We start from the raw sequence: 12,620 nt of genomic DNA on the forward strand, positions 1-12,620 counted from the left end.
GTATCTATAACTACTCCGACAGCCAGGGCCTGTCAGGGTCTATCATCTCACTCCTTCTGTCCTTTATAACCCGACTGGTCAAAAAGCTGTCGGGCATTGGCGTTTCGCATCAGATCGGCAATGTTCACGCTCTTGTGTTCGTCGTGGTACAAACCCACAATTCGCCAGCCAACCCAACGCCCAATAGCTCCGGGACAGTCTCTCCCGATTTCGGCGGTGAAGGGCCGTTCATTCAAATATCGCTGTTTTATGGCTGGACTCGTTTGAAACAACAGTTGGTTATCAATAAAATGTCCCCAAATCAAGTCCTGGGCATTAAACGTTTCGGTCAACTGTTTGTCTGAATAACCGATGATCAGGCTGTCGGCCAGTTCGGGAAGCACGGATTTGGTAAATACATATCCCTTGCCATAATACACCATATCAGCCAGCATGGTCTGGTCCTGGCGGTTTGTGGCATTGTATTTGTCAGACAATGCAAAGACAATGGCCGGAACAATGTGGTCTTTGTCGTAACGACGCAGGATGTATTCTGGAAATTCGTTGGCTGGTGGACGATATTTCGCTTTAGGACCGCCAAAGTAGTCGAGTCCGATTACAATCAGACTATCGGACACGGCTATATCAGGGCCAATAAAACCCGTCGTGACAGTTGCAATTTTGGGAGATTTGAAGTCCGGGAAGTCTTTTTTGATGTTCGTAAAGGCTTCGGACAACTGGTTTCGGAGGTCGGCAAGATCGCCAAATTGGGTCTGAAGCTGAGTCTGAAAGTCGTTCAGCGCTGGATTATTGACCCGATTACTCAATTCACGAACGAGGGCTGTATCATTTCCGGCTCCGTTCGCGTTAAAGTACAATTGAGCGACAGCCGAATTTCGATTCAGAAAAGCCTGGATGCTGTCGGGCGATTTACCGGAGAAGAGTTGCTGGTCGAGCCGAATAACCGTAACGTCTTCTTTTTTTTGACACGACGCCAGCAGAAATAAACAAAAAAGGCCCGCAATGGCCGCTTGTATTCGCATGAAACTCGGGAGTTTTCAATATAGAAAACGTACAAAATTATGAAAAAAGTTGCAGGGTTCGGATTGATTTTGGTCTTGCTGACGGTTGGCTGCGTTTGGGCGCAATCGACCTCGCCTGCACTTTATCGACTACGTACTAAAGAATCGAACGTAACGGAAAGACGATTTCGTAAAATTCTGGGCGACAATTACGACGGTCAGGATCAAAATCGTCGCACTTATGACGACGACCGCAAAAAGCGTAAAAGAAAGCAGAAGCAAGCCGAAACAGAATCAACCGAAAATAACGGCTACGGTTCCGGTCCGGATTACGCCTGGCCTACCCGCCTGATCGAGATGAGCATCCGGTTTGCGCCGTCGCTCAACATCAATGCCGTTGAAGGAACTGGTACGTATGCCGGTTTCCGCGATAATGGTGTTGGCGTTCGGATGAGCCTCGGCCCATCGCTCGATTATTTCTTTTTCAAAGACCGCTACGCTTTCGGAACCGGGCTTTGGTATACGGTGAAACGGTCTGGTTTTCAGATGCCGGGTTCATTCGGGGGCGGGCGCTGGAATCCGAGTTTGCCCCAAAAAGAGTCGGTTTATAATTTACAGTATATACAAATACCGACAACAGTGAAGTTGTTTGCCAACAACATTGGTCCCAACCTGCGGCTGTACATTCAAACGGGTGGTATCTTCAGTATAAAACTGGCCGAAAAACCACTTGATCAATCGACAAACGGTTTATACAACGCCGAAAACGGCGGCAATGAGCGCCATTATGGTTTCGGGGACGTAGAGCTGATGTTGGGAACAGGCGTTCAGTATAAAATCAACCAGCACAACGCGTTTAACCTGGGCATGAGCTACCAACGTGGCCTGATTAACGTAGCACGCGGCAGTGAATTAATCTCAAAAAGCCGGATTGTTGCGCTAGAGTTAGGATTTAAGTTTTAGTAATTCTGTTGGACTGGTATACTTGTATTTTGTCATGCTGACCGGGCCGCCGGAGCGGGCACGAAGCATCTTAAAGCATCCTGACGTGAGAGTAATGATACGTTAAGATGCTTCGTGCCCGCTCCGGCGGCCCGATCAGCATGACGAAAACACTCGATTTAACTTACATAAGTAAACTTCAGCGATCTCAGTGGCTTAAAATTTTGATCTGCTACGTTACAGTCGCATCTCTATCCCCTTCTCTCGCAAATACCCTTTCAGCGCCGGTATTTCAATTTCTTTGAAGTGGAAAATACTGGCGGCCAGCCCGGCGTCGGCTTTCCCCGTCGTGAATACGTCCACGAAATGATCCATCGTACCGGCACCGCCCGATGCGATAACCGGAATGTTGGCATCTCCTGAGATTTTAGCCGTCAGTTCAAGCGCAAAACCAGCTTTCGTGCCATCGGTATCCATCGACGTCAGCAGAATTTCGCCCGCCCCCCGTTCTTCAACTTCCTTTGCCCAGGCGATGGTACGTAGTGGCGTTGGTTTTCGCCCGCCATGCGTATGCACGATGTGCTCGCCGTCAACGTAGCGCGTATCGATGGCAACCACAATGCACTGACTTCCGAATTCAAGTGCTAACTCATTTACCAAATCGGGATTTCGAACGGCTGACGAATTTATCGAAATCTTATCAGCACCCGCGTTTAAGAGCGCTGATACGTCTGCTATGGACGAAATTCCGCCACCAACCGTAAAAGGAATATTGATGGTATGCGCTACGTTCCGAACCAGTTCAATCAGAGTTTTACGTTCATCGACAGTGGCGGTGATATCCAGGAAAACCAGTTCATCGGCACCTTGTTCAGCGTAGATGGCAGCTAAAGCAACCGGATCGCCAGCGTCGCGCAGGTTCACGAAATTAGTGCCTTTTACGGTACGTCCATCTTTGATATCGAGGCAGGGAATGATACGTTTGGTCAGCATTTAATAGTTGGTAAAAGCTTTAATAGACATGGTATTTTGGGGTTCGTCAACTGGCTTGAACCCAAACTGAGTATAAAGACCGTGCGCGTCTTTTGTAACAAGCATAATCCGGCGTAATCCCTGCAAAGGTGGGTAAGTCATAATGAACGCCATGAGTTGTTTGGATAGACCTTTCCCGCGATGTTCAGGCAAAATGAACACGTCGGCAAGATACCCGAACGTAGCGAAATCAGTGACGACGCGGGCAAAACCAACCTGCTCGTCGCCCTTATAGACGCCGAAACAAACCGCATTTTCGATAGCGCGCTTCACTATGTCAATTGGAATATTCAGGCTCCAGTATGCTTCCTGGCTCAAAAATCGGTGGATAACGTCCAGATTTAGTTTGGCTTTGTCGGTGCTAATAGAATAGTCGTTTGTCATGGTGGTCGAAATATCAATTGGCAGGTTGAAAAAGGTCATTTAGCTTATCCAGAATAGCGACGAATTTCTGCAATTCCCGAACCTTGGGTTTCACCCGTAAATAATCCGCCGGGTTATGGTACTCACACCGCTTGTATGTTCCCTGCTCAAATACATCGACGTGATAACTTTCTCCATCCGATATCCATACCGAAACCTCTTGCCTTTTAGCATGTATGCTCACACTGCCATCTGGCTCAATTGAGGTATAGGTAGAATCTTTAGGTGAAAGAGGATGTAACTGACGGTCAATAGTTGCATGATCAGGCGGAGTCAGCATATCCTGCTGTATCAATTCTGTCCAGAGCGAATCAGGAATAGGTTTTAGTGGTTTGATCTGAGTGAAACTGCGAAATCCCCGTTTGTTGGATCGAATATTGAATTTTGTTACGGTGAATTTGTTCGTGTGTTTCTCAAGGAGATAGAGTTCATGTGCTTCCCCAAAACAGAGCTGGCATTTTTTCCAGATACGTACCTCGTATTCGCCCACTCCCAATTCTGGCGTTTTTAATCGCATTTTCTCCGCCAGCCTTGGAAACCAACTAGTTACTATGGAATCCGTTTCGATTATAGCCAAAGAACGTAGTGGCAGCGAAAAAACAAAAACCAGAATAGAAAGAGAACGTAGCATAAGATCACATACTTATTCCATAAATTTTCTCAGTTCTTTCAACGTAACACGCCCTTCATAAATCGCCTTTCCGACAATAACGCCGAAAAGATTCATATCGGCCAGCGTTTCCAGATCGGCCATACTGCTGACGCCACCACTTGCGATGATGTTCAGCTTCGGAAATTGATCCTGTAGATTCCGATACAATTCAAACGAGGGTCCTTCCAGCAGGCCGTCTTTCGCTACGTCGGTGCTGATGACGTAACGAATGCCGTTTTCCGTCCAGCGTTCCACAAAATCGTAAACCCAAACTTCGGTGGCTTCTTCCCAGCCGCTGACCGCGATTTTCTCATTTTTAGCGTCGGCGCCCAGAATGATTTTTTCCGCTCCCTGTTGCGAAAGCCAGCGCTCCATTACGTCGGGTTGTTTCACGGCGATGCTGCCACCCGTAACTTGTTTAGCACCACATTCGAACACGATACGTAAATCCTCGTCCGACTGAACACCTCCCCCAAAATCAACGTGCAAGCTGGTTTTGGACGTAATGAGTTCGAGTACTTTCCAGTTGATAACCCGCTTTTCTTTCGCCCCGTCGAGGTCTACGAGATGAAGGCGTGTTAATCCGGCGTCTTCAAATTGCTGCGCTACTTCGAGCGGGCGGGCATTGTATTCTTTTTTCTGGCTATAATCGCCCTGGGTTAGGCGAACAGCTTTTCCTTCAATGAGATCGATTGCGGGGATAATATGCATACGTAACGTGGACATCCTGTCCGCTGGTAAAGACATTGCGACCTAGAAGCTGGAGTGCCAGCCCGGCCGCGTTACAAATTCAAAAAATTCTCCAAAATCTGCTGTCCTTCGTTTCCACTGATTTCAGCGTGAAATTGGGCAGCGTAAAAATTATCGCGGTGCAGCATGGCACTGAATGGACGAACGTAATCACAAACGGCCGTGGTTTCGGGGCAGACATCAGCCGCGTAACTGTGCACGAAATACATATACGCATTTTCTGCCAAACCTTCTGTCAATGATCCTTTTAAAGTGTGAATGTTATTCCAGCCTGTGTGCGGCACTTTGTAGCCCGGTGTCTGTGGAAACCTTCGCACATCAATATCGAAAATGCCCATGCAAGTCGTGTTGTTTTCTTCCGAATAGCGGCACATGAGTTGCATCCCGACGCAGGTTCCCAGCACAGGTTGTTTCAAGGAAGGAATTAGCTTATCCAGGCCATGTTCGCGCAGGTAGGCCATAGCAGTGCTGGCTTCGCCAACACCCGGAAAAATCACCTTATCCGCCGAACGAATTTCCGTTTCGTCATCCGTAAGCAAATAACTGGCACCCAGCCGTTCCAGCGCGTACATGACCGACTGAACATTACCCGCGTTGTATTTGATAATTACTGTTTTCATAGAACTAGTAGAACTAGGCCCCGACAGGCTCTGGCTGTCGGTTATTTGGCAGGTACATAGTTAGTCGCTATCGCGACTCGACATCGGACCGCCGAAGCGGCCAGAGCCTGTCGGGGCCTACCATTAAAAAAAGCCCGGCTCATTTGCAGAACCGGGCTTTGTATGTTGAGAAAATCAGAATTAGCTGACCAAACTCACAAACACGCATCTCGTTCTGCTGCGTTACCGCTCAGAATGGTGATGCCGGTGATGTGTAGCGATTAAAATCATAGGGCAAAAGTAAAGGCTTCGGGCTGCAAATCAAAACAAACTTCCCTGCACCACCTGCGGTTGAAGAACCGGTTCGCGCAGATTCAGTCCGCAATGTTTATTCAATTCGCGAATCCAGTACAGAATCAGCTCGGGAGCCGTGTCGTTATCGCCCCCGCCGTGAACGAATAAATAAGCCGTTTGCAATCCTTTTTCAAACCAGGTTTTTAGGCGTTGTACCCAGGCATCGGCCCGACTGTAGTCGGTTGGATGGCCTTCGTTAGCAATGAAACGTAGCGTCAGGATGGGGCTGCTGAGGCCCATATGCAATACGTCGCGACGGCCTGCTACGTCAGTAATTACTACGTGCCGACGTAGCAAATACAGTCGTTCCAGCGTTTGCTGCCAGACTGTTGCTTTGCTGAACCAATCGGGGTGGCGAAACTCCACTGCTACGTCCAGTTCGTCGGGGAGGCTTTTCAGAAACGTTTCCAGAACCGGCCATTTGTCGGGGCCGAAGTTTGGCGGCAACTGCAGAAATGACATCCCCAGAAATTCTTCCAGACTAAGTACGGCGTTCACAAATTCTTCGGTCAGGGCTTCAGTCGCAACTAGCTGACGTTCATGACTGATTATCTGCGGAAATTTAGGGCAATACGTAAAACCGGTGCGATCTGGTGAACCAGCGGCTTCCGTTTTCCATTTCTCAATCATACCCGGTGTCGGAATCTGATAATGCGTCAGATTTAGCTCGATGGTGTTGAATTGATGGGTATAATAATGCAGAAAATCGCGCTCTTTGGCGTTCGATGGATACAGCTTGCCCACGTAATCTTTGTTGGCCCAGATAGGCCCGCCGATGAATACAGTAGGTCGCGTTGTGGGCTCAACACCCGCCCAGATACGTGCGTTAAAAGCCGGGCCGGGCGGAAGGCTCAGATTGACAGCGTCAAGGTTCTGTATTTTTCCAAATTCCATAGACTATAGGATGAAGTGTTGCAGTAAAACGGACAAAGAGTCGCTTTCGTTTTTTCGCCCTATCCAATTTAGCTAATTTTGTCTTTTATCCGTAATTCCGGTGGCGGGTTTTACCGTAATGTTACATTGCGGTACGTTCAGAACCGGTTCCATTGCCTTATGATTTCAAAGACATACGCCCCCCAGGAAATAGAAGAAAAATGGTATCAATATTGGCTTGATAACCAGTTTTTTAAATCGACACCAGATGACCGCGAGCCTTATACGGTCGTGATTCCGCCCCCGAACGTAACGGGTGTGCTGCACATGGGCCATATGCTCAACAATACCATTCAGGACGTATTGGTACGTAAGGCGCGTATGGAAGGGAAAAATGCCTGCTGGGTACCCGGCACCGACCACGCCAGTATTGCTACTGAAGCGAAAGTGGTGGCGATGCTAAAAGAAAAAGGCATCCGTAAAAAAGATCTCACTCGCGAAAAATTTACGGACTATGCCTGGGAATGGACGCATAAGTACGGTGGTATTATTCTTAAGCAACTCCGCAAACTCGGCGCTTCCTGCGACTGGGACCGTACGCGTTTCACGATGGAACCGGCGCTGCATGATTCCGTCATCGACGTATTTGTTGACCTATATAACAAGGGCTACATCTACCGGGGCGTCCGCATGGTAAACTGGGACCCGCAGGGCCAGACCGCCGTTTCTGACGAGGAAGTTATTACGAAGGAAATCCAGCAGAAACTGGTGTATATCCGGTATGAGATTGCGGGAAGCAAGGTACAGGGGGCAGCCGGTGAAGCCGACTACATCACCATTGCTACAGTTCGACCGGAGACGATTATGGCGGACGTAGCGATTGCTGTTAATCCCGATGACGAGCGGTATAAGCATCTGCATGGCAAAAAAGCGCTGATTCCGCTCATTAACCGCGAAATCCCCATCATCACCGACGACTACGTAACAGTGGATTTCGGAACGGGTGGTCTGAAAGTGACGCCCGCCCATGACCCGAACGACTATTCGCTGGGAATCAAGCACAATCTGCCGGTTATCGATATCCTGAACGACGACGGTACGTTGAATGAGAAAGCGCAGATTCTGGTTGGGCAGGACCGGTTTGCCGCTCGGAAAGCGATTATCAAACTGCTGGAAGAGTCGGGGAATCTGGTTAAAACTGAAGAGTATAAATCGAACGTTGGTACGTCGGAACGTACCGGTGCGGTGATTGAGCCACGTCTTTCGTTGCAGTGGTTCCTGAAAATGGACGAGTTATCGAAACCGGCATTAAAGAACGTAATGGACGATACCATCCAGCTGGTTCCGCCGAAATTCAAGAATATGTACCGGTCCTGGATGGAGAACGTGCATGACTGGTGCATCAGCCGCCAATTGTGGTGGGGACAGCGAATTCCGGCGTTTTATCTACAGGATGGAACCTTTGTCGTAGCGAAAAACAAACACGAAGCACTGGAGAAAGTGCAGCACGAACGGTTGCTCTTTGCCATGACTGAAGCCGACCTGACGCAGGACGAAGACGTACTGGATACGTGGTTTTCGTCGTGGCTTTGGCCTATTTCAGTGTTTGATGGTTTGCAGAAACCCGGCAATCCCGACATCAATTATTATTACCCAACGAATGATCTTGTTACAGCTCCCGAAATCCTGTTTTTCTGGGTTGCCCGGATGATTATTGCCGGTTATGAGTACAAAGGCGAAGCTCCCTTCAAAAACGTTTACCTGACCGGTATTGTACGGGATAAACTGGGCCGGAAAATGTCTAAACAACTCGGCAACTCGCCCGATCCGCTCGATCTGATCGAGAAATACGGTGCTGATGGCGTACGTACCGGCATGCTATTCAGTTCGTCGGCGGGTAATGATTTGATGTTCGACGAAAAACTGGTTGAGCAGGGACGTAATTTCAGCAACAAAATCTGGAATGCGTTCCGGCTGGTGAAGGGCTGGACGATAGAAAATGGGGAAAACCAATCTGTTTTACCCATTCAATGGTTTGAATCGAAACTGAATGCTACGTTGCTTCAGGTGGAGGATGATTTCAGCAAATTCCGGATTTCGGATGCGCTGCAGACCATTTACAAGCTGATTTGGGATGATTTCTGCTCGCAATATCTGGAATTGATCAAACCGGGTTTCGAGCAGCCAATCGACCGTGCTACGTATGACTCTACAATTAATTTCTTCGAAAAACTGATGTGTCTGGCGCATCCGTTCATGCCGTTTATTACGGAGGAAATCTGGCAGGATATTCGCGAACGTAGCACTGGGGATAGTATCTGTGTTACGTCTTTCCCGAAAGCAGAATCGGTTGATAATCAATTGCTGACGGATTTCGATACGTTGTTTGAGATCATTACGAATAGCCGCAACCTACGTAACGCCAAACAGATTTCGCCCAAAATAGCTTTGCCATTGGCGATTAAAACCACGACCGTTGAACGTTTTCAGCCACTTGAACTACTGATCCGTAAAATGGCGAACGTATCGGAGATTACGTATACGCAGGAGAAAGCTCAGGGCGTAGCATTTCTGATTAAGAGCGACGAATTTTTTGTCAACATTCTGGGCGAAATCGATGTTGAACAGGAAATTGCCAACACACGTAAGGAACTGGAATATAGTATTGGCTTCCGGGAATCGACGCTGAAAAAGCTCTCCAATGAGAAATTTGTAGCCAATGCCAAACCCGAACTTGTGGAGCGAGAGCGACAGAAACTGGCTGACGCCGAAGCTAAAATTGGTGCTTTAGAGCAGCGGTTAAGTGACTTAAGTATATAAATAACTAACCGGTTTCATCATACGTAGTGCCTGATTATGAGCACTCTGTCGCCCGTTTACGAAGTTTAATAATAAATTTTAATGCAATAGTACAATTAATAGCCTTATTAATTGTACTATTGCAGCGTAAACAGACAGCATTATCATTCATGAATAAATGCATCTTCTTAGACCGCGACGGGGTTTTGAACGAGGACAGGCCCGACTATGTCTACAAAGTAGAAGATTTTATTATTCCTGACGGCGTGCCTGAAGCGTTACGTCTGCTGAAGCAGGCGGGTTATATGCTCATTGTCATTACCAATCAGGCAGGCATCGCCAAAGGCCTCTACTCGCGAGATGACGTAATGACCTGCTACAATTACTTACAGGAGCAGTGCGGGCAGCTTATCGACGCTATTTATTATTGCCCGCATCACCCGAAATACGATACCGAGTCGCTCACCCGGAAACCTGGTTCGTTGCTACTCGAAAAAGCGATGGCGAAATACAACATCGAACCCGACGTATCATGGATGATCGGCGATGCGCTACGCGATATGCAGGCTGGTCGGCGGGTGGGCGTCCGTACGATACGTATCACGCATGATGCTGCTACGTCGGATGAATATGATGGGCACGCGGCTAACCTGCTGGAAGCATCGCGATTTGTGCTCGACTACGCTGCCTGAACTGTGCTATAAAATCATTGCCCTAAGCAGCTAGCCAACAGGCGTTTTCACATTTCATAGTTTTCCTTTCTGTTCAGGGCCTCACTAATTAGTGAGGCCAATACCTGTTTGTCTATATCCAAGCAACGAAGTACTGGATGGGTGAAACTCTTCTTATTTTTTTCTTCTATACGCCTGATTGTCAGTTGCGAATAGCTCTAATTGACACCTGCTTCGCAAACGTATTGACGGGAGAAGTAAGGATATCTACTTAGTCCGGACATCGACAAAGCCTCTGATTCGTCCGGTTTCATGCCTGTTTTTCCTAAGTCCAGACACAACAAACAGCGATTTCTGACCGTATTGATTTAGAAAATTATTGTTTTTTGCTAGCCTAACAACTGAATTAACTTATCGGTTAACAACCTATTACGCATCAAATGAGGCCTCTAATGCCGACTTGCGTATTAATACGCTGGTCGAATTTTATTATTCAACTATAAATTAACCAACTATTATGAAGACAATTAGTACGAACACTGTAGCCTATGTATTAATGGTATTACTACTAGGTCTGGAGAGTGCCTATGGGCAAATCAGGCTGGGGCCGCCAGCATCAGGAGGAGCGCTGGATGGGTCCTCTTCTTTAGAGGTAAAATCAGGCCCTTATCCGAGCGGCAGTCCGTATAGAGGTTTGTTATCGCCAGTCGTATCAACTACCCAGCGCGACCAGATTCAGAGTCCAGCGAAAGGCTTGCTCATTTTCAACACATCAACCAATCAGATCGAGGTAAATACAGGATCACCCACTGCACCTGTCTGGTCGGCGGGTGGATCGGCCAATAGTGGCGCTAATGCTTGGAATCTCAATGGTAATCCTAACCTGACAAGTTCAAGTTATCTGGGTACACCTACTACACCTGGTCAGGTAATACCCATTAATTTCAAAATTAATAATGGAAGAGCGGGGTATATTGACGCGGTTAAGTTCAATCTTGCTTTTGGCGCTCTTACACTAAATGAAGCGTCTACTGGACAAGGTAATACGGCTCTTGGAGGGTTTACGTTACAGGCAATGAATACAAATGCCAGTTTTAACACGGCAGTAGGCTATAGGGCAATGTTTGCTAACCTTACGGGCTTTGCCAATGTCGCTTCCGGATCATTTACGCTGGAACATAATACGACTGGGCATGATAACACAGCCATGGGTAATGGCGCTCTACGGGAAAATACGGGTGGAAATTATAATACGGCGATAGGTACGGGTGCCTTAGTAGATAATACAACAGGTTTTGAAAATGTCTCGATCGGTGGTGCTTCGTTGCGTTATAATAATACAGGTTATTCAAACGTAGCAGTTGGCCAGGATGCACTGACGTATAATACGAATGGAGCCAATAATGTGGCTGTCGGATCTTCTGCACTTTATAATAGTGCGTCCAATGATAACGTAGCAGTCGGTACGCTGGTTATGTTTAATAACACAACAGGCAGGTCTAATACAGCCCTAGGTGTATTAGCTGGTCAGAACAACACTGTTGGTGGTTATAATGTGTTTCTGGGCATAAATGCAGGTGTCAATAATGCAGGTTTAAGTAGTAACAATACGTATGTAGGGGTGAATGCTGGTGTCTCTAGTTCCGCAGTAACCACAAATAATTCAAGTTCTCTGGGCTATGAAGCTCGGGTTAATGCCGATAATCAGATTCAATTGGGTAATATCAATATTACCTCACTACGTTGCAAAGTACAACTGACTGTTACGTCGGATAAGCGGATTAAGGAAAACGTACAATCGAATGTGCCGGGACTAAATTTTATTACAAAACTTAATCCGGTTACGTATAACATTAACAAGTTGAAAGAAGCTCAGTTAATTGGTTATACATCCGACGATATTCAGGAAGATAGGTCGCTTCATACAGGATTTCTGGCGCAGGATGTTGAAACAGCTGCCAAATCAGTAGGGTACGATTTCGAAGGCATTCACACAGAAAAAGGCGGGACAGCCGCAGAAGGTGGGAAATATTATACCCTGGGGTATTCGCTTTTTGTAGTACCTCTGGTTCAGGCCGTAAAAGATCTGAACTCAGAAGTAGAAACCCTCAAAGCCAAACTGCAAAAGCAGGAATCTGACTACAACCAGTTAGCGGCCCAGGTTAAGCAGATGCAGGCGCTCTTGGGTGTCAAAACGGAATCGACTTCTAAAGCAGGGAATTGATACTTGCTGATTGAACAGCTTTGTTACGTTACAGTTCAACGTAGTGGTCCTGTTAGCTCGAATCCTAAAGTCGTTTAGGATTGATTCGAGTTAACAGGACCACTACGTTATTGGGTACACTAATTTCAAATCAGCAGTCTAACAACTGGTCCATTCCAGGTTCCCTGCTTAATCACTTGGTAGTGGCTTAATTGCGTTTATCGGCAAAGAAAATTTGATTGATGAACAGACCGATTACTGCGTCGTGAATGAGGATTGACTTTGAGAAGCAAATGCTTCGGCGGGGTAGTCGTTTTAAGC

Annotated in this window: 12 protein-coding genes; 4 read left to right on the plus strand and 8 right to left on the minus strand. The window is 47.2% G+C overall.

Annotated elements, in window-relative coordinates; genetic code table 11:
- Window positions 1-47: 47 nt before the first annotated feature.
- The gene (locus tag IC229_RS18945; RefSeq protein WP_190888577.1) at window positions 48-1,022 is read right to left on the minus strand and encodes a gliding motility protein GldB-related protein; all 975 of its coding nucleotides are present in this window, start codon (window positions 1,020-1,022) and stop codon (window positions 48-50) included.
- A 39-nt stretch (window positions 1,023-1,061) separates the two neighbouring features.
- On the opposite strand from IC229_RS18945, the gene IC229_RS18950 reads away from it, so the two are divergent.
- Window positions 1,062-1,964, plus strand: a complete 903-nt coding sequence (locus IC229_RS18950) for a porin family protein (RefSeq protein WP_190888578.1) — start codon at window positions 1,062-1,064, stop codon at window positions 1,962-1,964.
- 216 nt (window positions 1,965-2,180) lie between these two features.
- Here the strand turns inward: IC229_RS18950 and hisF are convergent, their stop codons facing one another.
- The 6 genes from hisF to IC229_RS18980 form a co-directional block, all read right to left on the minus strand.
- Window positions 2,181-2,936, minus strand: coding sequence for an imidazole glycerol phosphate synthase subunit HisF (gene hisF, locus IC229_RS18955; protein ID WP_190888579.1), 756 nt, complete (start codon window positions 2,934-2,936; stop codon window positions 2,181-2,183).
- A complete protein-coding gene (locus IC229_RS18960) occupies window positions 2,937-3,359 on the minus strand; it encodes a GNAT family N-acetyltransferase (RefSeq protein ID WP_190888580.1) in 423 nt (140 codons plus the stop codon).
- Window positions 3,360-3,372: 13 nt separating this feature from the next.
- Window positions 3,373-4,029: a hypothetical protein gene (locus tag IC229_RS18965; protein WP_190888581.1), complete on the minus strand. Its 657-nt coding sequence runs from the start codon at window positions 4,027-4,029 to the stop codon at window positions 3,373-3,375.
- Window positions 4,030-4,041: 12 nt separating this feature from the next.
- Complete coding sequence (gene hisA / locus IC229_RS18970; RefSeq protein ID WP_190888582.1) at window positions 4,042-4,761, minus strand: 1-(5-phosphoribosyl)-5-[(5-phosphoribosylamino)methylideneamino]imidazole-4-carboxamide isomerase; 720 nt, start codon at window positions 4,759-4,761, stop codon at window positions 4,042-4,044.
- A 71-nt stretch (window positions 4,762-4,832) separates the two neighbouring features.
- Window positions 4,833-5,420: an imidazole glycerol phosphate synthase subunit HisH gene (gene hisH / locus IC229_RS18975; protein WP_190888583.1), complete on the minus strand. Its 588-nt coding sequence runs from the start codon at window positions 5,418-5,420 to the stop codon at window positions 4,833-4,835.
- A gap of 300 nt (window positions 5,421-5,720) precedes the next feature.
- Window positions 5,721-6,647, minus strand: coding sequence for a DUF72 domain-containing protein (locus IC229_RS18980; protein ID WP_190888584.1), 927 nt, complete (start codon window positions 6,645-6,647; stop codon window positions 5,721-5,723).
- A gap of 159 nt (window positions 6,648-6,806) precedes the next feature.
- On the opposite strand from IC229_RS18980, the gene IC229_RS18985 reads away from it, so the two are divergent.
- The 3 genes from IC229_RS18985 to IC229_RS35760 all read left to right on the plus strand — a co-directional run bounded on the left by IC229_RS18985 (window position 6,807) and on the right by IC229_RS35760 (window position 12,320).
- Window positions 6,807-9,446 (plus strand): valine--tRNA ligase, encoded by a 2,640-nt coding sequence (locus tag IC229_RS18985; RefSeq protein ID WP_190888585.1) that lies wholly within the window; start codon window positions 6,807-6,809, stop codon window positions 9,444-9,446.
- A 149-nt stretch (window positions 9,447-9,595) separates the two neighbouring features.
- A complete protein-coding gene (locus IC229_RS18990; protein WP_190888586.1) occupies window positions 9,596-10,117 on the plus strand; it encodes a D-glycero-alpha-D-manno-heptose-1,7-bisphosphate 7-phosphatase in 522 nt (173 codons plus the stop codon).
- Window positions 10,118-10,613: 496 nt separating this feature from the next.
- Window positions 10,614-12,320: a tail fiber domain-containing protein gene (locus tag IC229_RS35760; RefSeq protein WP_190888587.1), complete on the plus strand. Its 1,707-nt coding sequence runs from the start codon at window positions 10,614-10,616 to the stop codon at window positions 12,318-12,320.
- A gap of 187 nt (window positions 12,321-12,507) precedes the next feature.
- Here IC229_RS35760 and IC229_RS19000 read toward each other — a convergent pair.
- On the minus strand, window positions 12,508-12,620 hold a 113-nt coding region (locus IC229_RS19000; RefSeq protein ID WP_223834075.1), incomplete at its 5' end, for an IS1 family transposase.

Origin of the sequence: Spirosoma profusum, assembly GCF_014699005.1 — a bacterium.
In the GTDB taxonomy this organism is placed as follows: Bacteria; Bacteroidota; Bacteroidia; order Cytophagales; family Spirosomataceae; genus Spirosoma; species Spirosoma profusum.

Coding starts and splice junctions, on each gene's coding strand:
- IC229_RS18985 (WP_190888585.1), top strand. CDS start 6,807: ATGATTTCAAAGACATACGCCCCCCAGGAAATAGAAGAAAAATGGTAT.
- IC229_RS18945 (WP_190888577.1), bottom strand. CDS start 1,022: ATGCGAATACAAGCGGCCATTGCGGGCCTTTTTTGTTTATTTCTGCTG.
- hisH (WP_190888583.1), bottom strand. CDS start 5,420: ATGAAAACAGTAATTATCAAATACAACGCGGGTAATGTTCAGTCGGTC.
- IC229_RS18960 (WP_190888580.1), bottom strand. CDS start 3,359: ATGACAAACGACTATTCTATTAGCACCGACAAAGCCAAACTAAATCTG.
- IC229_RS35760 (WP_190888587.1), top strand. CDS start 10,614: ATGAAGACAATTAGTACGAACACTGTAGCCTATGTATTAATGGTATTA.
- hisF (WP_190888579.1), bottom strand. CDS start 2,936: ATGCTGACCAAACGTATCATTCCCTGCCTCGATATCAAAGATGGACGT.
- IC229_RS18990 (WP_190888586.1), top strand. CDS start 9,596: ATGAATAAATGCATCTTCTTAGACCGCGACGGGGTTTTGAACGAGGAC.
- IC229_RS18980 (WP_190888584.1), bottom strand. CDS start 6,647: ATGGAATTTGGAAAAATACAGAACCTTGACGCTGTCAATCTGAGCCTT.
- IC229_RS18950 (WP_190888578.1), top strand. CDS start 1,062: ATGAAAAAAGTTGCAGGGTTCGGATTGATTTTGGTCTTGCTGACGGTT.
- hisA (WP_190888582.1), bottom strand. CDS start 4,761: ATGCATATTATCCCCGCAATCGATCTCATTGAAGGAAAAGCTGTTCGC.
- IC229_RS18965 (WP_190888581.1), bottom strand. CDS start 4,029: ATGCTACGTTCTCTTTCTATTCTGGTTTTTGTTTTTTCGCTGCCACTA.